Annotated in this window: 18 protein-coding genes; 12 read left to right on the top strand and 6 right to left on the bottom strand. The window is 47.4% G+C overall.

Translation table 11 applies throughout. The annotated features are described in order from the left end of the window. Positions 1 to 182 precede the first annotated feature (182 nt). Genes E7747_RS12795 through E7747_RS12775 form a run of 5 tightly spaced genes read left to right on the top strand, consistent with a single transcriptional unit; the run spans position 183 to position 5,989 of the window. Positions 183 to 1,505: an aspartate kinase gene (locus tag E7747_RS12795; RefSeq protein ID WP_123614698.1), complete on the top strand. Its 1,323-nt coding sequence runs from the start codon at positions 183 to 185 to the stop codon at positions 1,503 to 1,505. Beyond that, positions 1,502 to 2,653, top strand: coding sequence for a diaminopimelate decarboxylase (lysA, locus tag E7747_RS12790; protein WP_136416383.1), 1,152 nt, complete (start codon positions 1,502 to 1,504; stop codon positions 2,651 to 2,653). Before E7747_RS12795 ends, lysA begins: the two co-directional genes overlap by 4 nt. 30 nt (positions 2,654 to 2,683) lie before the next feature. Continuing rightward, positions 2,684 to 4,678, top strand: coding sequence for an OPT family oligopeptide transporter (locus E7747_RS12785; protein WP_228449162.1), 1,995 nt, complete (start codon positions 2,684 to 2,686; stop codon positions 4,676 to 4,678). Positions 4,679 to 4,694: 16 nt separating this feature from the next. Further along, a complete protein-coding gene (locus tag E7747_RS12780) occupies positions 4,695 to 5,372 on the top strand; it encodes an MATE family efflux transporter (protein ID WP_136416381.1) in 678 nt (225 codons plus the stop codon). Positions 5,373 to 5,413: 41 nt separating this feature from the next. Beyond that, positions 5,414 to 5,989, top strand: coding sequence for an MATE family efflux transporter (locus E7747_RS12775; RefSeq protein WP_168185344.1), 576 nt, complete (start codon positions 5,414 to 5,416; stop codon positions 5,987 to 5,989). A gap of 85 nt (positions 5,990 to 6,074) precedes the next feature. Here E7747_RS12775 and E7747_RS12770 read toward each other — a convergent pair whose 3' ends face one another. Together E7747_RS12770 and nfo are read right to left on the bottom strand one after the other, a co-directional pair. Continuing rightward, entirely contained in the window at positions 6,075 to 7,406 is a 1,332-nt protein-coding gene (locus E7747_RS12770; RefSeq protein ID WP_136417120.1) for an SLC45 family MFS transporter, read from the bottom strand. Between the two features lie 88 nt (positions 7,407 to 7,494). Continuing rightward, entirely contained in the window at positions 7,495 to 8,340 is an 846-nt protein-coding gene (nfo, locus tag E7747_RS12765) for a deoxyribonuclease IV (RefSeq protein ID WP_136416377.1), read from the bottom strand. Between the two features lie 107 nt (positions 8,341 to 8,447). On the opposite strand from nfo, the gene hisS reads away from it, so the two are divergent. From hisS to E7747_RS12750, 3 genes are all read left to right on the top strand, one after another. Continuing rightward, the gene (gene hisS, locus E7747_RS12760; protein ID WP_136416375.1) at positions 8,448 to 9,809 is read left to right on the top strand and encodes a histidine--tRNA ligase; all 1,362 of its coding nucleotides are present in this window, start codon (positions 8,448 to 8,450) and stop codon (positions 9,807 to 9,809) included. A gap of 136 nt (positions 9,810 to 9,945) precedes the next feature. Next, positions 9,946 to 10,695 carry an MlaE family ABC transporter permease gene (locus E7747_RS12755; RefSeq protein ID WP_123614692.1) on the top strand — a complete coding sequence of 250 codons (750 nt, stop codon included), beginning with the start codon at positions 9,946 to 9,948 and terminating at the stop codon, positions 10,693 to 10,695. Continuing rightward, the gene (locus tag E7747_RS12750) at positions 10,692 to 11,471 is read left to right on the top strand and encodes an ABC transporter ATP-binding protein (protein ID WP_123614691.1); all 780 of its coding nucleotides are present in this window, start codon (positions 10,692 to 10,694) and stop codon (positions 11,469 to 11,471) included. Before E7747_RS12755 ends, E7747_RS12750 begins: the two co-directional genes overlap by 4 nt. Positions 11,472 to 11,493: 22 nt before the next feature. Here the strand turns inward: E7747_RS12750 and nrdG are convergent, their stop codons facing one another. The 4 genes from nrdG to E7747_RS12730 form a co-directional block, all read right to left on the bottom strand. Beyond that, a complete protein-coding gene (gene nrdG / locus E7747_RS12745) occupies positions 11,494 to 11,970 on the bottom strand; it encodes an anaerobic ribonucleoside-triphosphate reductase activating protein (RefSeq protein WP_136416373.1) in 477 nt (158 codons plus the stop codon). Between the two features lie 71 nt (positions 11,971 to 12,041). Continuing rightward, positions 12,042 to 14,249 carry an anaerobic ribonucleoside triphosphate reductase gene (locus E7747_RS12740; protein WP_123614689.1) on the bottom strand — a complete coding sequence of 736 codons (2,208 nt, stop codon included), beginning with the start codon at positions 14,247 to 14,249 and terminating at the stop codon, positions 12,042 to 12,044. Positions 14,250 to 14,493: 244 nt separating this feature from the next. Then, positions 14,494 to 15,132, bottom strand: a complete 639-nt coding sequence (locus E7747_RS12735) for an HAD family hydrolase (protein WP_136416371.1) — start codon at positions 15,130 to 15,132, stop codon at positions 14,494 to 14,496. A gap of 18 nt (positions 15,133 to 15,150) precedes the next feature. Beyond that, positions 15,151 to 15,447: a Dabb family protein gene (locus E7747_RS12730; RefSeq protein ID WP_123614687.1), complete on the bottom strand. Its 297-nt coding sequence runs from the start codon at positions 15,445 to 15,447 to the stop codon at positions 15,151 to 15,153. Between the two features lie 194 nt (positions 15,448 to 15,641). Here E7747_RS12730 and murB point away from each other — a divergent pair, with 194 nt between their 5' ends. The 4 genes from murB (at position 15,642) to E7747_RS12710 (ending at position 21,206) form a co-directional block, all read left to right on the top strand. Beyond that, entirely contained in the window at positions 15,642 to 16,667 is a 1,026-nt protein-coding gene (gene murB / locus E7747_RS12725) for a UDP-N-acetylmuramate dehydrogenase (protein ID WP_168185343.1), read from the top strand. Between the two features lie 80 nt (positions 16,668 to 16,747). Next, positions 16,748 to 18,058, top strand: a complete 1,311-nt coding sequence (murA, locus tag E7747_RS12720) for a UDP-N-acetylglucosamine 1-carboxyvinyltransferase (protein WP_123614685.1) — start codon at positions 16,748 to 16,750, stop codon at positions 18,056 to 18,058. Positions 18,059 to 18,163: 105 nt separating this feature from the next. Continuing rightward, positions 18,164 to 20,371 (top strand): RelA/SpoT family protein, encoded by a 2,208-nt coding sequence (locus E7747_RS12715; RefSeq protein ID WP_136416367.1) that lies wholly within the window; start codon positions 18,164 to 18,166, stop codon positions 20,369 to 20,371. After that, entirely contained in the window at positions 20,352 to 21,206 is an 855-nt protein-coding gene (locus tag E7747_RS12710) for an outer membrane protein assembly factor BamD (RefSeq protein ID WP_123614683.1), read from the top strand. Before E7747_RS12715 ends, E7747_RS12710 begins: the two co-directional genes overlap by 20 nt. The last annotated feature ends 3 nt before the right edge of the window (positions 21,207 to 21,209 follow it).

The following is a 21,209-nucleotide window of genomic DNA, read 5'->3' as shown; positions in this document are numbered from 1 at the left end:
ATATATAATTATTAAATTTTCGAACCAAATGACCGTAAAAATGAAAGGTTTAACGGTCATTTGGTTCGCTTTTTAGAGATTTTGTTGTAATTTTGCGAATAATTTACTAAAATCGCATAAATTGTCACTCTTGCAAACAGTTTCCGATTAACAAATATCACATTCATTATACAGTTTAACACATGAAAGTTTTAAAGTTTGGAGGAACCTCGGTCGGTTCCGCAGAACGCATCCGTCACGTTGCCGATCTCGTGTCGGAGAGAGGTAAAAACATCATAGTGCTTTCCGCAATGTCAGGCACTACCAATTCGCTTGTCGAGATTTCCGATTATCTCTACAAAAAGAATACCAACGGTGCTAAAGAAACAATCAACCTTCTTGAGTCAAAATATCTCAAAACAATTGCCGCACTCTATGACAAACATGAGAGCCGCGAGAAAGCACTCAAAGAGATAAAAGCCTGTTTCAACTATATCCGTTCGTTCACCCAGCGCGAGACTTTCAGCGAAGTTGAAGAAAAAATCATCCTTGCCCAAGGCGAAATCATGAGCGTGGCAATGATGACTATATTACTTAACGAACGTGGACTTTATGCGGAAGCACTTCCCGCTCTCGATTTCATGAAGACCGACACTAACGGCGAGCCAGACATGCAGCATATATCGCTCCATCTCCAGCCTCTGCTCGATAAATATGTGGATGCCGACATCTATGTCACCCAAGGCTTTATCTGCCGCAACTCCACAGGCGAAATCGACAACCTGCAGCGTGGAGGAAGCGACTACACGGCATCGCTCATCGGTGCAGCCATCGAGGCTGAAGAAATAGAAATCTGGACCGACATCGACGGTATGCACAACAACGACCCGCGTTTTGTCGACAAGACCAGTCCTGTGAATGAACTCCACTATGAGGAAGCCTCTGAACTCGCTTATTTCGGAGCCAAGATTCTTCATCCGACATGCGTACTTCCGGCAAAGGTCAACAACATCCCGCTACGCCTCCTCAACACACTTGAGCCGGAAGCTCACGGAACACTCATCTACAACAACATCACTGAACCGACAATCAAAGCCGTCGCAGCAAAAGACAATATCGTAGCTATCAAAATCAAGAGCTCACGCATGCTTCTTGCCTACGGCTACCTGACCCGTGTGTTCGAGACATTTGAGAAATACCGCACTCCGATAGACATGATTGCAACAAGCGAAGTCGGTGTGTCACTCACCATCGATTCAGAACGCTTCCTGCCTGAGATAGTCGACGAGCTGAAAAAATTCGGTACTGTGACCATTGACCGCGACATGGTGATCATCTGTGTGGTGGGAAACATGGAATGGACCAACACTGGTTATGAAGCAAAGGCGATGGAAGCACTTGCTGATATTCCTGTCCGTATGATTTCCTATGGCGGTTCAAACTATAACATTTCGTTCCTCATCCGCAAGGAAGACAAGATTACAGCCCTGCGTCGTCTCAGTGAAACCCTTTTCAACGAAAAATAATGACACGTTTTCCAATAGAAGAATTTTCATCTCTTCAGACCCCGTTTTATTTCTACGACCTGAAGCTGCTTGACCGTACACTCAAAGAAATCAAGCGCACAGCGCGCGATTCCCGTTTCAAAGTCCATTATGCTATAAAAGCCAATGCCAACCCCGGCATACTCCGATATATACAGGCGGCCGGCTTCGGTGTCGACTGTGTGAGCGGATGGGAAATAGAAACTGCTATTGAGGCCGGGTTCCGTGGCGACCGCATCGTGTTTGCGGGCGTAGGCAAAAGCGACAATGAGATCCGTCTCGGACTTGAAAAAGATATTGAATGTTTCAACGTCGAATCAGAGCCGGAACTGCGTGTCATAAGTCAGATAGCCACCGAGATGGGAAAAACCGCGCGCATAGCCATCCGTGTGAATCCCAATATCGATGCCCATACCCACGCCTACATCACTACAGGTCTTGCCGAAAACAAATTCGGCATAAACCTTGAAATGCTTCCCGGAATGGTAGCGCTTGCCTGCACTCTCCCCAACATCGAATTAAAAGGGCTTCACTTCCACATCGGTTCACAAATCACAGAAAACGAGCCGTTCGTCATGCTCTGTGAGACAATCAACCGCCTTCAGGATGAATATGAAAGCCGTGGAATCACGTTTTCATCAATAAATCTCGGCGGAGGACTTGGAATAGACTATGCACATCCCGAACGTCATCCTATCCCGGATTTCGAAGGATATTTCACGACATTCCACAACCATCTGCACATCCGACCGGATCAAGAAGTTCATTTCGAATTAGGCCGTTCAGTTGTCGCCCAATGTGGCTCGCTCATCACACGTGTGCTGTATGTCAAGGAAGGAACTACCAAAAAGTTTGCAATCGTCGATGCAGGCATGAGCGACCTCATACGTCCCGCCCTCTACAACGCACACCATAAAATTGAGAACATCACCAATCCTAACGGCGAACTCCATCACTACGATGTGGTAGGCCCGATTTGTGAGTCTTCCGACTGTTTCGGTCAGGACGAGACACTCCCGGCACTGAAACGCGGCGACCTTTTAGCTCTCAGATCAGCCGGAGCATACGGCGAGATTATGGCCTCACGCTACAACTGCCGTCCATTCCCGCCTTCATATTTTTCAGAATAAAGACCATTCATTTAAATCACATTATTTATAATGGCAGACCATAGAGAAGCTAAAGAAATATACATGGAGGCCGATCCTCTTGAACTTCCCGAAAACGCATTCCGCGAACTCGGGAATGATGAAGAATATCGTCCTATCATGCACCCTGCCCGCGATTACGCCGAAGTCACCCCCTACTCGGTGACAATGGGTCTTGTGCTCGCTGTTATATTCAGTGCCGCGGCCGCATATCTCGGACTCAAGGTCGGACAGGTGTTTGAAGCCGCAATTCCAATCGCCATCATCGCGGTCGGGCTTTCAGGCGCATTGAAAAAGCAGAATCCGCTTGGCCAGAATGTAATCATCCAAAGTATCGGAGCATGTTCAGGCGTGATTGTCGCGGGAGCGATATTCACCCTGCCCGCCCTCTACATCCTTCAGGCTAAATATCCTGAAATCACAGTCAACTTCCTTCAGATTTTCCTAAGTTCACTACTCGGAGGCATACTTGGAATACTTTTCTTCATTCCTTTCCGAAAATATTTTGTGAAGGATATGCACGGAAAGTATCCTTTTCCGGAAGCGACAGCCACTACGCAGGTGCTTGCAAGCGGTATTGCCAAAGCTTCAGCTAAAAATGACGGACAAGCCAAAACACTTGTCATTGCATCGCTTATCGGTGGTGTCTACGACTATGTCGTGGAAACTTTCGGCTGGTGGGCCGGAGTGCTTAATACCGCTGTGACAAGCTGGGGACAGACTCTTGCAGAAAAGACCAAGCTTGTTGTCAGCTGCAACACCGGCGCGGCCGTGCTTGGACTCGGTTATATTATCGGGCTCAACTACGCATTCATAATCTTTGCAGGTTCTGTGTTTGTGTGGTGGGTTCTCATCCCGATGCTCGGCACATACGGAAGCTCCGAGATTACAGCAATGTCACCTGAAGCCATCTTTGCAGACTACGCCCGTCTTATCGGTATCGGCGGTATCGCGATGGCCGGTATCATCGGCATTGTAAAATCATGGAGTATAATTCAAAGTGCTGTAGGTCTAGCCGGCCGTGAACTCAAAGGCAAAGCCGACAGCTCTTCGACCGTGCGCTGGCAGAGCGATATTTCGATGAAACATATCGTATTCTTCGTCTCCATCGCTTTGATCGCAGTACTATTATTCTTCTGGATCGGTGTCATCAACACATTCTGGCAGGCATTTGTCGCATGGCTTGTCGTCACACTCATCGCATTCCTGTTCACCACCGTGGCCGCTAACGCTATTGCAATCGTAGGCTCAAACCCCGTGTCGGGCATGACCCTTATGACCCTCATCATAGCTTCTGCCATCTTCGTCGGCATAGGGCTCAGTGGTTCGTCAGGCATAGTAGCCTCAATGGTCATCGGTGGAGTTGTCTGCACAGCGCTTTCAATGGCCGGCGGCTTTGTCACCGACCTTAAAGTCGGCTACTGGTTAGGCTCTACACCTAAAAAGCAGGAAAGCTGGAAGTTCCTCGGCACACTCGTGTCGGCTGCCACAGTAGGCGGTGTGATTCTTCTTTTGAATCAGGTTTACGGATTCACCGGCGACAATGCACTTGTAGCGCCTCAGGCCAACGCGATGGCTAAAGTCATCGAACCACTTATGATGGGTGGCGACACACCTTGGATTCTCTACATGGTTGGTGCGATACTCGCCCTCCTGTTGAACTGGCTCGGCGTTCCTGCGCTTGCATTCTGCCTTGGCATGTTCATACCGCTTCAGCTCAACACTCCGCTTCTGGTAGGAGGCGCTATAGCATGGTTCGTGGGTAGCCGTTCAAAGGACAAGGCCGTCAACGATGCCCGTCGCGACCGTGGCACTCTCATTTCATCGGGTCTTATTGCCGGTGGCGCGCTCTTCGGTGTATTCGCAGCACTGACTCGATTCCTCGGTTTTGAATATCAGAATCCGATGGATGTAATCGCCACACAATGGGCCGGACTCGCTGTCTATGCACTGCTGATCATTTATCTCATCTGGGAATCAATGAAAGCCAAGACCCTCAAAGACTGATTCCCGACACATTGTCATGAAAAGGATTAATCGTGAAATACTGTCAATCGCAGTACCCTCGATAATCACCAACATCACCACTCCACTGCTCGCGCTGATGGATGTGGTGATTGTTGGTCATATGGGGAGTGCCGGCTACATTGCAGCCATTGCTGTCGGAGGGACGATCTTCAATATGTTATACTGGCTGTTTGCATTTCTGCGCATGGGTTCAAGCGGACTGACCGCACAGGCTAATGGGGCAAATAACAAGAATTCGTGCGACCTTGTGCTCGCACGCGGTCTTCTCGTCACATTTGCAGCTTCAGTCATCATGCTTCTATGCAGAAATATAATTCTGACGTTTGCGAACGGGATTCTCGAAGTAAAAAGCGATATCGGAATGATTGTCGGCGAATATTTTTCAATATTGATATGGGGTGCACCGGCCTATCTCGGGACATTCGTTCTTACGGGTTGGTTTCTAGGGCTTAAAAATGCCAAAGCCCCGATGTGGGTATCTTTCATAATAAATCTGTCGAACATAGCAATCAGCCTGTTTCTCGTATTCGTTCTCGGACTGAAAGTAAAAGGTGTGGCCTGTGGCACACTCAGTGCACAGTGGATAGGATTCATTGTCGGGATTTCAATCGCATTCTTAAAATACCATCCGGAATTTCCATCTTTAAACTCGCTCGTCAACCCACAGAATTAAAACGCTTTTTCTCCGTCAATATTGACATTCTGTTCCGCACCTTGTGTCTGATTGTTGTAACCGTATGGTTCACACGAGTAGGCTCTACACAAGGGACTGTCATACTTGCCGTCAATACTCTGCTCATGCAATTCTTTATATTGTTCTCCTATTTCATGGATGGATTTGCATTTGCCGGAGAGTCTTTATGCGGTAATTCTATCGGGAAACAAGACATATACGAGCTAAACAGCACAATTAAAGCTCTGTTTCGATGGAGCGCCATAATGGTTATTATATTTACAGTCCTGTATGCTGTTGCCGGAGAATGGATTATGACCCTTCTGAGTGATGACAAGGATGTCATATCGTCGTCAAAAGAATTTTTCGCATGGGTAATCGCTATTCCGGCAGTAGGATTTGCTGCATTCACATGGGACGGCATTTTCATTGGAGCTACACGCACACGCGAAATGCTGATTTCTATCGCTATCGCAACGCTCGTATATTTCGCCCTTTATTCAACACTTTTCGGGACTCTTGGCAATCATGGGCTGTGGGTCGCTTTTCTTGCTTACCTCTTGTCTCGCGGGCTTATACTCACATTCTTGCGCCATAGGTTGGTCAAGGCAAAATAATTCAAGCACAATAAAAGGCAGAAAACCCATGCCGTCATGAGTTCTGTGACGGCATGGGTTTTCTGCCTTTTATTGTGTATATCTCTTATTCCATTACAGTTTCATCCTGAACTTCAGGGTAAGTTTCCTTTACAAATGACACGCATATCGCACCTAAAACAAGGAATATTCCTGCCAGCACAAGCATGCTGATCTGACGGCCACCGAGGAGTGAAAGAATCACTCCGCCTAAAGCCGCAGCGCAAATCTGAGGCACACAGATTGTGCCATTGAAAAGGCCAAGATAAGTACCCATATTCTTGCCGGAAATAGAATTGGTCAGAATAGTGAAAGGAAGAGCAAGCATAGCAGCCCATGCACAACCTACAAGGAGGAACGAGATGAAAAGCACAAATTTATCGGTAATGAACAATGTCGAGATAAAACCGACAGCACCGAGAAGCAGACTAAGTGCATAAATCACTTTATGGTTCTTGAAACGCGGGATTACAATAGCCCAGAGCACAGAACCAACGGCCTGCACGGCAAACAACACGCCAACCCAGTTGCCGGCTGTCTGATATGCTTCAGTCTCAGTATCAGTTGTACCCCATACAGTATCGGCAATCGCACCGGGAGTGTAAGTCCACATATAGAGGAAGGCTGCCCAGCAGAAGAACTGAACGAGACCAACTGTCCAAAATGTTTTCGGAGCATGACGCAGAAGGTAAAGCATGCCGCTTTTTTCTTCTTTCTGCGACTCGGTGATACCGTGATATTCAGCATATTCCTTTGGAGGCATTTCACGTATGGTAGCGAAACTGTAGATTACACACAGGATAAGCACGGCCGCACCAATATAAAATGAATAGGTCACCGCATCGGGCACTTGACCTATCGGAGCGAGATTGCTCACGCCGATAGCAGTCAATGTAATCGGGGCAAGATAACCGACAAGGCTGCCGGCGTTGCAAAGGAAGCTCTGAATAGAATACGCAAGGCCCTTCTGACGCTCGTTGACCTGATCACCGACAAGCATCTTGAACGACTGCATTGCCATATTGATGGATGTATCGAGAAACATAAGTGCGATAAAGCCAAAAATCATCGCTCCACCGACTGACAAGCCGAAACTACCGGCATTTGGAAGCAGACACATCACAACGACCGCCACGGCAGCTCCGAGAAGCAGGTAAGGCAAGCGTCGTCCAAGTCGATTCCATGTGCGGTCACTCGCAGCCCCGACAAGCGGCTGCACAAGAATTCCCATCAGAGGTGGGAGAATCCAGAAGAAGCTAAGCGAATGAGGGTCTGCTCCGAGAGTCGCAAAAATACGCGATATATTGGCGCTTTGCAACGCATAGGCAATCTGCACGCCGAAAAAGCCGAAACTCAGATTCCAGAGTTTCATAAAACTTTGATCTGGTTTATTTTTCACCATAATTAATAAGTCTGTAAGTAATTGATATAATCTGTTATTGAATATTTTTAACTATTATGTCTTAACCTTATAGTAAGTCAGGCAATCATTCGTCTATCATGGCATAAAGCTGTTTTATTTCATGGATCCAAATATCTTCATTTGGAGTTTCAAGTATCAGAGGGATGTTATCCATGCGCGAATCGTTCATCAGGCGATGCCAGAACCATTCGTTAAGGTTGCCGGTAAGAATAGGAGCGTGTCTGTCGACTTTTGAGCCTAATTTCTTAATCGTATCGTTCAAGTGCATTCCACAGAGATATTCCATACCGATAATCCTGTCAAAATCATTCCAAGTGCGGGTATAAGACTCTTCGTCAACAAGGTCATAACCAGCTGTATAGGCATGACAAGTATCTATACAGACCCCGACACGAGTCTTGTCTTCAACCTTGTCGATTATATGGGCAATCTGCTCGAATGTATATCCGAGATTGCTTCCCTGTCCCGCAGTATTTTCAATCACCGCCTTCACTCCTGAAGTCTCGTCAAGTATGCGATTGAGCGATTCTGCAATCAGATCAAGACAAGCATCCGTATCAATTTCACGCAAATGAGACCCCGGATGGAAATTAAGCATAGCCAGTCCAAGCTGCTCGCACCGACGCATTTCGTCAAGAAATGCCACGCGCGACTTTGCAAGTTTTTCGCTGTTCGGAGAGCCAAGATTGATCAAGAAACTGTCATGGGGAAGTATGACATCCGGAGTGTAGCCAAACCGGGCACAATTCTCCTTAAAAGCTTCGGCTTCCTTGACTGAAATAGCCTTGGAAGTCCATCTGGATGGATTGCGTGTAAAAAGCGCAAAGGATTTTGCTCCGATAAGATGTGCATTGAGTGGAGCACGGCTGACACCTTGCTCCACCGAGACATGAGCCCCGATGTATTTCATTGGTTAAGTATGATTACGCATTAAATTTTCGCAAATTTACTAAATTTCGCTATCTTTGCAAAAATTTTTAGGCTAACATTTATAATCCTAATTCATAATTCTAAATTATGGCTCAGAAACCCTCAATACCCAAAGGTACACGTGACTTTACTCCGGCCGAGATGGCTCGCCGCAACTATATTTTCGATACAATCAGAAGTGTGTTCCATCTGTTCGGATTCCAGCAGATAGAGACTCCTGCAATGGAAAATCTATCGACCCTCATGGGTAAATATGGCGAAGAGGGCGACAAGCTCCTGTTTAAGATTCTGAATTCAGGAGATTTCCTACGCGGAGTAGACCCCGGACTGATCGCATCGGGCGATTGTCCGAAACTTGCGCCGAAACTTTGTGAAAAAGGTCTCCGATATGACCTCACAGTGCCATTCGCACGTTTTGTCGTCATGCACCGCAACGACCTCTCTTTTCCCTTCAAGCGCTTTCAAATTCAGCCGGTCTGGCGAGCTGACCGCCCGCAGAAGGGACGCTACCGTGAGTTTTACCAGTGTGACGCCGATGTCGTGGGTTCGGATTCACTTCTGAATGAAATCGAACTGATACAGATGATCGACGAAGTTTTTGCCCGTCTCGGCATCCGCACCACCATCAAGCTCAACAACCGAAAGGTGCTTGCCGGAATCGCAGAACTTGTAGGCGAGCCGGAGAAAATAGTCGACATCACGGTCGCAATTGACAAGATAGACAAAATCGGTCTTGAAAACGTGAAGGCAGAACTTTCGGAACGAGGCCTCAGCGCAGAAGCCATCGACCGCATAACTCCTATCATCACACTCTCAGGGACAAATGAAGAACGCCTCTCACAACTGTCACAGCTTCTTGCCGACAGCGAGACCGGTCTCAAAGGCGTCGCTGAACTGCGCGAAGTAATGGAGGGTTCAAAAACACTCGGCCTTCGCTCAGAGCTTGAACTTGACGTGTGCCTTGCACGAGGTCTGAACTACTACACCGGAACAATCATAGAAGTGAAAGCACGCGACGTGGAAATCGGAAGTATCACCGGCGGCGGACGCTACGACAACCTCACAGGCGTGTTCGGACTCCCGGGTGTATCAGGTGTCGGCATTTCATTCGGCGCAGACCGAATTTATGATGTTCTCAACACGCTCAATCTTTATCCCGAGGATATCGCAGGTGCGGCAAAAGTGATGTTCACCAATTTCGGGCCGGCAGAAGCCGCCAAATCTCTCGAAATTATCAAACAACTACGTGCCAACGGCATTTCAGCGGAAATCTATCCTGACAATGCCAAGATGAAAAAACAGATGGGACGTGCCGACGCGCTCGGAATTCCTTTCGTTGCAATTATTGGAGAAAGTGAACTTGCTGACGGATATGTGACACTTAAAAACATGACATCCGGCGAACAGAACCGAATGAGCGTCGAGGAGCTTATCAAAGCCCTCGCCTAACCGTAAGAATTCCCAAAATAGCCGGCAGGCTATCTGATATTACCAAAAAGTTGGCCAAATGGCCAACTTTTGAACTTCTTTTGGCAAGAAATGGTTAATTTTGTCAGAGGAATCAATACTTCATATAACCATCGGTATGCTTATATCCGACTCACTGACTACATTCGGCAAATATTGCCTGTTCATAAACAAGGTCTTCTCCATTCCTGATAAATGGAAGACCTTCTTCAAGCGTACATTTTTTGAAATCACCAAACTCGGTGTCGACTCAATACCGCTTGTAATAGTCATTTCATTGTTTATCGGAGCTGTAATCACCATACAGATGCAGCTTAACATCGTCTCCCCGCTTGTTCCCTCCTACTCAACAGGGCTTGCGACACGCGAAATCATCCTGCTGGAGTTTTCCAACTCCATCCTGTGCCTTATTCTCGCCGGCAAAGTCGGCTCTAATATCGCATCTGAAATCGGGACAATGCGTGTCACAGAGCAGATTGACGCTCTCGACATAATGGGTGTTAACTCCGCCAACTTCCTTGTACTCCCAAAAATCATCGGCTTTCTGATTTATATGCCGGTTCTTGTCGTATTCTGTATCTTCACATCATTTCTCGGAGGCGTATTGATCTCGGTCTTTACAGCTATCATCCCGCTTAACAGATTCATCTACGGACTCCAGACGATGTTTTCGGAATGGTATGTATGGTATGGACTCATCAAATCATTGTTTTTTTCATTCATCATCACTTCCGTCGCAGCCTTCTACGGCTACTTTGTCAAAGGCGGGGCGCTTGAAGTAGGCAAGGCGTCTACCAATGCAGTTGTCGCATCAAGCATTCTCATTCTTCTTCTCGACGTGGTGTTGACAAAACTCCTGTTACAATGATCGAAGTTAGAAATATCACGAAATCCTTTGACGGCAAAACCATCCTCCACGATGTCTCGGCCTCTTTCCAGACAGGAAAGACCAATCTGATTATCGGGCAGAGCGGTTCAGGAAAGACGGTCCTTGTCAAATCACTCGTAGGGTTGCTGCGTCCTGAAAAGGGGGAAATCCTCTACGATGGCCGCGACATTCTGAAGATGGACCAGAACCAGATGAAGGAACTGCGCAAAGAAATCGGAATGCTGTTTCAAGGATCAGCCCTTTTCGACTCAGAGACAGTACTTGGGAATGTGATGTTCCCCCTCACCATGTTCACCAACATGACATATGGGGAAATCAAAGACAGAGCGCAGTTTTGCCTTGAACGAGTAAATCTGAAAGGTGCCGACAAAAAATATCCCTCTGAAATTTCGGGCGGTATGCAAAAACGAGTGGCCATAGCCCGAGCCATCGCATTGAATCCGAAATATCTTTTTTGCGACGAGCCAAACTCCGGACTCGATCCGAGGACTTCAATACTCATTGATGAACTCCTCAGCGATATCACACATGAGTATAATATCACAACGATAATAAACACCCATGACATGAACTCGGTGCTTGGCATCGGCGAGAATATAATTTTCCTCAACAAGGGACACCGCGAATGGGTCGGCGATATGCACGAGATCTACCAGACTTCCAACGAAGCCCTCAACGAATTCGTATTTGCCAACGACCTGTTTCAAAAAGTAAGAGCCTACGTACTTTCTAATGAAACTACACGCAAGCCCTGAAATCATTAATAAACGAATAAATCTACCACTCCCATTCGACAACCGAATCGGGAGTGCTTTTTTTTACGTCTACCAGACGTTGGTTTGACGAGCCACGAAATAACAGATGGACGTCGCGAAGTGTCTCCACAAACGGACCATCGACAAGCACATCAACGTAATCAAGGAGTCGACGCATATCCGGATGTTCCATGACCGCTTCATATCGAAATCCCGTATAGCACCATAAGGTCTTACCCGACTCTTTTATCTTTCTGGCAAGAGGCAATATCATTCCGGCATTATACATCGGATCTCCACCCGACAGTGTCACATCAAATCCGTTTTCGTCCACTATATCCATAATTTCGTCAATCGACATTTCACGGCCTCCGGCAAAGTCCCACGACTGTGGGTTGTGGCATCCGGGACACTGATGGCTACATCCGGCAAAATATATGGATGTACGAAGTCCGGGGCCGTCAACTGACGTCCCCGGAACTATATCAAGTATTCTCATAGCGTTTGAGAAGCCTAACACTGTTTCTATAAAACTGTTTACACTTTTCGTTTAGTACAAAACGACCATTATCACTTATGGACGATGCGGTCTTTAAGCTCGGCGAGCTTCGCATTGTTCCAACGGTCAGTCGTACCGACAAGATAGCCGGTTATACGCTGGAGGCAGTCGATGTTGTGACTGTGGCAATTCGGACATTCTTCAAGATTCTCCTGCGCGTCCTCATATCCGCAGTCCATGCAGCGGTTGCGGTTATGGTTGACGGAAGCATAGCCGATATTATGTCGGTCCATCAAATCGACAATATCGGAAATTGCCTTGGGGTTGTGGGTGGCATCACCATCGACCTCCACATAGAATATATGGCCTCCGCGTGTCAACTCATGATATGGAGCTTCAACTTTTGCCTTGTGACAAGGAGAGCAATGATAATAGACAGGAACATGATTTGAATTTGTGTAGTAAATCTTATCAGTAATTCCCGGAATCACGCCAAAAGTCTTTCGGTCACGCGAAGTGAATTTTCCCGACAGACCCTCTGCAGGAGTGGCAAGTACGGAGAAATTATGCTGATATTTCTCACTGTACTCATTGGCGCGGTCTCGCATGTGTTCCACGATTTTCAGACCGAGTTGCTGAGCCTCTTCACTTTCACCATGATGCTTGCCGACAAGTGCGATAAGACATTCGGCAAGACCGATAAAACCTATGCCGAGAGTACCCTGATTTATCACACTTTCAATCGTATCATTCGGGCCGAGCTTCTCAGACCCGTTCCATAGACGTGACATAAGCAAGGGGAACTGCTTAACCATAGCTGTCTTCTGGAAGTCATAACGTGCACATAGCTGACGCGCAGTGATATCAAGCACCTCATCAAGTTTCTTGAAGAAGCATGCTATACGCTCTTCTTTATCTTCGACGTCCATACATTCGATAGCCATACGCACAATATTCATTGTAGAGAAGCTGATGTTGCCACGGCCTATCGAAGTTTTTTCGCCATAACGGTTCTCAAACACACGCGTGCGACATCCCATAGTAGCGACTTCATAGTTGTATCGCAAAGGATCATTCGCATCCCATTTCTCATGCTGATTGAAAGTAGCATCAAGATTCACGAAATTCGGGAAGAATCTGCGTGCAGTGACCTTACATGCGAGCTGGTAGAGATCATAGTTACGATCCTCAGGCAGATAGCTTACGCCACGCTTTTTCTTCCATATCTGAATCGGGAAAATCGCAGTAGCACCATTGCCTACGCCTTCGTAAGTCGAGTTTAGCAATTCGCGAATGATGCAACGCCCTTCAGCCGACGTATCAGTACCATAATTTATAGAGCTGAATACCACCTGATTGCCACCACGCGAATGAATGGTATTCATATTGTGGATGAAAGCCTCCATAGCCTGATGCACACGGCTCACTGTCTGGTTTACAGCATGCTGAAGCCAACGGGCCTCACCCTGCAGACCGTCAAGCGGTTTCTTCAGGTAATCGTCGATTTCTACGTCATGCAGATGCGACAGATTCACACCGTTGAGGTCTTCAAGCTTCTTGATTTCCTCGATGTATGATGAACGGACGAAAGGTGCGAGATAAAAATCAAATGCCGGGATGGCCTGTCCTCCGTGCATTTCGTTCTGTGCGGTTTCAAGCGATATACAGCCTATGATACTTGCAGTTTCAATACGCTTTGCCGGACGCGACTCACCGTGGCCTGCGACAAATCCATATTTTAAAATTCTGTCAAGAGGATGCTGGACACACGTAAGGCTCTTGGTCGGATAGTAATCCTTGTCATGGATGTGGAGATAACCGTTCTGGACAGCTTCACGGGCTTCCTCCGAAAGAAGATAATCGTCAACAAACGGTTTTGTTGTCTCGCTTGCAAACTTCATCATCATACCTGCGGGCGAATCCGTGTTCATATTGGCATTCTCACGGGTGATGTCATTGCTTTTGGCCTCGATAATTTCAAGGAACATGTCGCGGGTCTTGGCTCTGCGGGCTATCGACCGCTGATCGCGATATGCGATGTAACGTTTGGCGACTTCCTTTCGCGGAGAATTCATGAGCTCAAGCTCGACATTGTCCTGAATTTCTTCAACAGACATCTGTTCACTGCCGGTCATGCCTATACGATCGGTAATACGCGCAATGAGAGCTTCATCCTCGCCCATTTCGGTTGTGAGCATAGCCTTGCGGATTGCAGCCTTGATTTTTTCTTCATTGTAACCGACGATTCTGCCATCGCGCTTTACCACTGTCAGTATCATAATTGCTTGTTTTTTGTGAGGGGGCTTGAAATATAGATTGTTATGTTTTTGAACTCTGTTTTCTGCATTTTTATCGTCTGAAATGCGACGGCAAAGTTACACAGATAAAAACAATAATCCAATATTTTTGTTGAATTATTTCAAGGTAAAATTTTACTTTTTGGAAAACTTTAAGCTTGCACCAAAATTATAACATCCACATTATTAAGCTGTTAAAATTGCGTTTTGGATAACTTTTCAACAGCTACGATTTCGCAAAACCATCAAAATCAAGCAACTCCGTCAATCCACAAATAATTTTTCTTGGCAAATTTTCAATAGGCAAGCCACCAAGGCTCTGATCAAAAAGATTTTCGCCAAAAGCTCCGTCCAGCAGACACACCGTAAGCCATCCGAGGCGGTTTCCTGCCACAAAATCTTTATGTGGATTATCGCCCACATAAACATATTTATCATTCTCTCCACACAATGCCATTATCCGCCCGAATGCCTGTCCTGAGAGTTTGTCCGAACCTACTTCCTCCGAAATGAATATCAGTTCAGGATCGATGAAACGCTCCAGCCCGAGAGCCCTGATCTTGTTACGCTGCGTGACGCTTCGGCCGTCGGTAACGAGGCCAAGCCTGTGCCCCCGATTCCGAAGCATTGACAATGTATACAGCGACAGCCACGGCAAACGTATGTCAGGGAAATGTTCTCTGTAGACTTTGAGCTGATCGGCAATCGGCAGCCCGGTAGAATCAAAAGCCTCACGTGGCGAGGAAGCACGCATCATAGGGTCAAGCAAATGCAATCCATAGCGCCGGGCGATAGCTCTGTATGCCGATCTGACAAATTCCATTTCGGCATACAGGGTATCATCAAGATCAAAGACTACAGTCATCCGAATGTTGCCGTTTTTTCAGGCGAAATAATAGTCCACGCAAGCGCGAGCTTCCTTATGAGGCCCGACAATCGCCGCTGCGGCCAGATGAGCCGGATGATTGGCATACACAGCCACATCCTCCATTTCAGGAACTACAGCCGTCAGAACCACATCCCAGTCTTCGGCGGAGTTTTCATTGATTCCCACTTCCATTGATTGAAGAACATCAATCTGCGACGGCAGCTCAAGAAGAGCACGCTTGAACCGCTCGGCGACTTCGCGACGCACATCTGCATCACCTTTTAACTTGAAGCATACTATATGTTTGACCATATTTTTTAGATTACAGTTAAATTATTTTCTAATTTTCCAGCATCAAAATTAACGCTTTTATTCCGAACGGACACGTTCTTTCATTGAAAAAATATTTCTGTTTTATAACTGAGACTGATGAAAATTTCATAAATTTGTGGAAGAAATCGCATCCGGGCGCAATGTTTGCCCGTTGCAGCCAACCCGCTCCGAAAATGATTACGACAATTGACAATTACGACCTTTCTGCCCGCAACACATTTGCAATGAATGTGAAGTGCGGGATATTCATGGAATACACCAAAGCCGATGATATTCCTTTTCTTCTTTCATCAATCCGTAAAGACATCGGAAAGATGCACATCGGTGCCGGGAGCAACATCCTATTCACTGATGATTATCCCGGAGTGGTACTGCACAGTGCCATAAAAGGCATACAGATTCTTGGAGAAAACATGGGTAACGTGATTGTCAGGGCTGGCGCAGGCGAGATAATGGAAGATCTTGTCAAATGGGCTTGCGACCGTGAATTGTGGGGCATTGAAAACCTCTCTGGTATTCCGGGTGAAGTCGGAGCATCGGCAGTGCAGAATGTCGGGGCATACGGCACAGAGGCATGCGATGCCATCGTAGCCGTCCACGCTTATGATGAAGTCGAACAAGAGTTTGTCACCTTTACGAAAGAAGAGTGCAGATATGCCTATCGTGACTCTATTTTCAAGAAGCCTGATGCCAGAAAGCGCTACATCATCCATGCAGTCGACTATGAACTGTCGCCGGACGCCGGTCCGAACCTCTCCTATCCTGCATTGCAGAAAAAATTTGAAGGATGTGAACTGTCATCTCTATCTCCCAATGATGTCCGCCACGCAGTAATCGCAACCCGGTCATCCAAACTTCCGGATCCGGCAACTGTCCCAAGTGCAGGAAGCTTTTTCAAAAACCCTGTTGTAAGTGAAGAATGCTTCAATGCCATCGTAGCCGGAGAATCAGGCCCGGATGTTCCTCATTTCCGTGTCGATAGCGGCTACAAGATCCCTGCCGCATGGCTGATTGACCAATGTGGATGGAAAGGATACAGCGAAGGGAATGTGGCTGTATGGCATCTTCAGCCCCTCGTGATAGTCAATCCTGAGCGTAAGGCATCGCCATGCGAAGTCATCGCCCTTGAAAAGAAAATAATCGACTCTGTGCGTGATAAGTTCGGCATAAAACTCTCACCCGAAGTCGAACATATCTGAAGGCGGCCCGTGAACACAAATGGCCATTCAGGCATTTAGAATATATCTACGTTTCAATTATTAATTACATCACTCCCGACATGAGCACTTACATTATTGAGGGCGGCCATAGGCTGAGCGGAAGCATCAGACCTCAAGGAGCCAAAAACGAAGCGCTTGAAGTTATCTGCGCAACTCTTCTAACTTCAGAGCCGGTCACCATCCACAATGTGCCCAATATTCTTGATGTGGTCAACCTTATCAACCTTCTTAAAGCCATGAGGGTAAAGGTTGATAAACTGAGCGATGACACATACAGATTCCAAGCCGACGACCTTGACGAAGAATATATTTCAAGTGCTGATTTTGTGTCGCGATGTGCTTCGCTCCGAGGATCGGTTCTTGTCGTAGGGCCGCTGCTTGCTCGTTTGGGACAAGCTTATTTCGCAAAACCGGGAGGTGACAAGATCGGACGACGGAAAGTCGACACACATATCACCGGCCTGTCGAAACTCGGAGCAATGATTGCATATAACGAAGAACGTCAGGCTTACTATCTTGTGACTGTCAACGGTCTCAAGGGATGCTATATGCTTCTTGATGAAGCATCTGTGACAGGCACAGCCAACATAATCATGGCAGCCACACTTGCCGAGGGAACTACAACAATCTACAACGCGGCCTGCGAACCATATATCCAGCAACTGTGTAAAATGCTCGTAGGCATGGGCGCTTCAATCGAAGGCATCGGCTCTAACCTGCTACGCATAACAGGAGTGGAAAAACTTGCAGGTGCCGGACACACTATTCTGCCTGACATGATTGAAGTAGGCAGTTTCATCGGTATGGCTGCAATCACCCGAAGCGAACTTACCATAAAGGATGTCAGCTACGATAATCTTGGCATCATCCCTGATTCGTTCCGTCGCCTCGGCATCAATATCGAACGACGTGGAGACGACATCTATATCCCATCTCAGGAACACTACGAGATCGAGACCAACCTTGACGGCTCGATTCCAACCATCGCCGATGCGCCTTGGCCCGGACTTACACCCGACCTTTTGTCAGTCATGCTTGTCACCGCCACCCAATGTAAAGGCAGTGTGCTCATACATCAGAAGATGTTTGAAAGCCGACTCTTTTTTGTCGACCGACTCATAGACATGGGAGCTCAGATAATGTTATGCGACCCGCATCGTGCCGTGGTCATTGGTCTGGACCATAAAATTCCTCTTCGCGCAAACAAGATGCACTCGCCCGACATCCGTGCCGGCATCGCAATGCTTCTCGCAGCGATGAGCGCCAAAGGTGTATCTACGATTGACAATATCGATCAGATTGACCGTGGGTATCAGGCAATCGACACACGTCTGAACTCTGTCGGCGCATGTATCTACCGAAGAGACTGATTGTCCGGCTGACATCGGCATAAACCGGGGTTTTAATAATATACTTTCTCCGGGCTGGAAATCAGCCTCCTCTTTCTCACCACTCTTGCACACTTCTTAATCAGAATGGAAAAAACGCCCCGTCCCTCCGATGAGAGGGCATATATAAGGAATCTTGTACGTCGGTTGCTCGTTGAAAGCTCAGACGTAGCCAAGGCCGACGATTTTACCATCGTCAAAAAGGCCATCAAAAATGCCTATGCCGACGGGCGGTCCGTCATGGATCGCCACGGGCTAAACAAAGTGGCACACACTTTGGAGACATCTATAGCTTTATGTGACATGGTGTCGCCTGACCGCAATATGATTATCGCCACACTCGTCTACGGACTGTGTGTCGATGAAGCACTATCGCTTGAAAACGTACGTTCGCTCTGGGACGAAGATGTCGAGCGCATGGTCAACGGATTGCGGAAAGTCTCCACGCTTTATGGAAAACAAGGTGTGGTCAAGACCGATAATTTCCGCCGTCTGCTAATGACCTTCGCCGAAGATATCCGCGTTATCATAATAATGATTGTCGAGCGCCTGACCCTAATGCGGGCAATCAACCATCACTCGGACGAAAAATTTGTCACCGACACGGCTTTTGAAGCAAATTATCTCTATGCGCCTCTTGCCCACAGGCTCGGTCTCTATAAAATCAAGAGCGAACTTGAAGACATGTCGCTCAAGTACAGCGCACGTGAGACGTATACTAAAATCGCACGCGAGCTAAACGAAACAAAGGTGGCACGTGATGCCTATATAGCCAATTTCATTGCCCCGCTTAAAGAAAAACTTGACGCGACAGGCTTGAAGTATGAAATCAAGGGACGAACCAAGTCTATTTATTCAATCTGGAACAAACTGCGCAAACAGCAGGTGGAGCTATCCGGCATATATGACCTTTTTGCCATCCGCGTAATTCTCGATGTTCCGCTGGAAAGAGAGAAAGCCGACTGCTGGAACGTCTACTCGATTGTCGCCGACATGTATACACCAAATCCCGCGCGAATGAAGGACTGGCTGTCCATTCCCAAAAGCAACGGCTACGAATCGCTTCATACGACGGTCAAAGGCCCTGACAACAAATGGGTGGAAGTACAAATCCGCACCAAACGCATGGATCTCGTGGCTGAAAAGGGACTTGCAGCACACTGGAAATATAAGGGGATTAAAAGCGAAGGCGACCTTGACACGTGGATGAACAATATCCGCGACATCCTTGAGACGGCCGACGGCCCGATGGAGTTGATGAAAAATTTCAAGATGGACCTTTACGACAAAGAAGTCTTCGTCTTTACTCCGCGTGGCGACCTCTACCGGCTTCCTCTTGGTGCGACTGTGCTTGATTTTGCGTTCAACATCCATTCCAAACTCGGCTGCACATGCGTCGGGGGCAAGGTCAACGGACGTAACCGCAAACTCAACTATAAACTGCATTCCGGCGACACGGTCGAAATCACCACAGCTCCCGGCCAAGTCCCCAAGCAGGACTGGCTATCATTTGTCGTGACATCCAAGGCCCGTAACAAGATACGCCAGACAATCAACGAGCGGGCAAACCGTTCTGCCGAACTCGGCAAGGAACTTCTGCAGCGTCGATGCAAAAACCGCAAAGTCGAACTTGAAGAAGGCACACTGATGCGCACCATCAAGAAAATGGGCTACCGCACGGTCACGGACTTCTATAAGGCAATCGGCGACGAAGTCATTGATGTCAACGATGTCATCACCCAATACGAACTCATCGAGAATGCCGACAAACGCGCGGAAACCGAACGTCGCAGCGCGGAAGAATTCGAGCTTCTTGAAAACAACGAGCGTGCCAACAATCTGTCCGACGACATTCTGATTATCGGCGATAACATAAAAGGTATCAACTACAAGCTTTCAAAATGTTGCAACCCGATTTTCGGTGACGATGTGTTCGGTTTTGTATCAGCCGAAGGCGTAATCAAAATCCACCGCCATGACTGTCCGAATGCCGAACACATACGTTACAAATACCCCTACCGTGTCATCCGCACCCGCTGGTCAGGAAAAGTCGGCAGCCGCTTTGCCGCCACGCTCCGCATAGTCGGAAATGACGATATCGAAATCGTCACCAACATAACCTCTATTATTAACAAGGAGAAAGATGTCACACTGAGAAATATAACAATCGACTCTTCCGACGGCATCTTCTCCGGATTCATTGTCGTAGGTATCAGCGACACTTCCTCACTAAACAACCTTATAAAGAAAATCAAAACCGTAAAAGGCGTAAAAGATGTTGAACGTAGTAACTAATAAAAACGGAATTCTCAGACTCTCCGCTATCGCGGGGATTGCAATCGCATGCTCCTGCGGAGGGAATGGTGACACCCAGAAGGCCACCGAGTTGCTCGAACAGGCCCAAAGAGCATACGATTCCAAGAACTATGAGACCGCAATTGCCCTCACTGATTCAATCAAAAACACATATCCCAAGGAAATTGACGTGCGTCGTGAAGCACTCCATCTGTCAACCCGGGCAACCGAAGGTCTGACTGTACAACGTCTGCAGCAAGCCGATTCGTTGTCTGCAGTACTTGCCGTCAGAGGCGATTCACTCCAGCGGTTAATGAAGTTCGTCAAAAATCCTATCGAAGGCTACTATGTGGCTGCAACTACAGAACCATCAAAATTTTTCGGTACAAATGGCCTTCAGGCGCGTGTAAGTCCTGATGGAGATTTCTACATCATGTCGTCGCTCAAAGCCAAAAGTGTGAAAAGCACTTCGGTTGAAGTGAGCGCCGGAGGAGAAAAGGCCGCGACATCGACAGTCGCACATGACGGCGAGCGTAATGACCGGTCGATGGGAGCAGAAGTCATTACATTTATGGGAGTCGAATGTGACAGTCTCGGCAAATTTGTCAGCACTCATGCCGGACAACCGATGACTCTTACATTTGTCGGATCAACCACCTATTCCATGCCTCTGCCTGAAAAACAAGCTAATGAAATAGCCCTGCTCTATGATTATGCGACCACCCTCCGACGCTTCAAAGTAGCGACACTTGAAAAAGAGCGTCTGAGCCGCGCTGTTGAGATTGCAAGAAATCAGGCAGCGCGCACATTTGTTGAGAAGGACAACGAACAATAACCC

This window comes from Duncaniella dubosii (assembly GCF_004803915.1).
In the GTDB taxonomy this organism is placed as follows: domain Bacteria; phylum Bacteroidota; class Bacteroidia; order Bacteroidales; family Muribaculaceae; genus Duncaniella; species Duncaniella dubosii.
The sequence above is the reverse complement of the archived record's forward strand: the minus strand, read 5'-3'. Positions and strand labels throughout refer to the sequence as shown.

Coding starts and splice junctions, on each gene's coding strand:
- nrdG (WP_136416373.1), bottom strand. CDS start 11,970: ATGAGAATACTTGATATAGTTCCGGGGACGTCAGTTGACGGCCCCGGA.
- E7747_RS12795 (WP_123614698.1), top strand. CDS start 183: ATGAAAGTTTTAAAGTTTGGAGGAACCTCGGTCGGTTCCGCAGAACGC.
- murB (WP_168185343.1), top strand. CDS start 15,642: ATGATTACGACAATTGACAATTACGACCTTTCTGCCCGCAACACATTT.
- E7747_RS12785 (WP_228449162.1), top strand. CDS start 2,684: ATGGCAGACCATAGAGAAGCTAAAGAAATATACATGGAGGCCGATCCT.
- nfo (WP_136416377.1), bottom strand. CDS start 8,340: ATGAAATACATCGGGGCTCATGTCTCGGTGGAGCAAGGTGTCAGCCGT.
- E7747_RS12730 (WP_123614687.1), bottom strand. CDS start 15,447: ATGGTCAAACATATAGTATGCTTCAAGTTAAAAGGTGATGCAGATGTG.
- E7747_RS12735 (WP_136416371.1), bottom strand. CDS start 15,132: ATGACTGTAGTCTTTGATCTTGATGATACCCTGTATGCCGAAATGGAA.
- E7747_RS12755 (WP_123614692.1), top strand. CDS start 9,946: ATGCTTATATCCGACTCACTGACTACATTCGGCAAATATTGCCTGTTC.
- murA (WP_123614685.1), top strand. CDS start 16,748: ATGAGCACTTACATTATTGAGGGCGGCCATAGGCTGAGCGGAAGCATC.
- E7747_RS12750 (WP_123614691.1), top strand. CDS start 10,692: ATGATCGAAGTTAGAAATATCACGAAATCCTTTGACGGCAAAACCATC.
- E7747_RS12740 (WP_123614689.1), bottom strand. CDS start 14,249: ATGATACTGACAGTGGTAAAGCGCGATGGCAGAATCGTCGGTTACAAT.
- E7747_RS12780 (WP_136416381.1), top strand. CDS start 4,695: ATGAAAAGGATTAATCGTGAAATACTGTCAATCGCAGTACCCTCGATA.
- E7747_RS12715 (WP_136416367.1), top strand. CDS start 18,164: ATGGAAAAAACGCCCCGTCCCTCCGATGAGAGGGCATATATAAGGAAT.
- E7747_RS12710 (WP_123614683.1), top strand. CDS start 20,352: ATGTTGAACGTAGTAACTAATAAAAACGGAATTCTCAGACTCTCCGCT.
- hisS (WP_136416375.1), top strand. CDS start 8,448: ATGGCTCAGAAACCCTCAATACCCAAAGGTACACGTGACTTTACTCCG.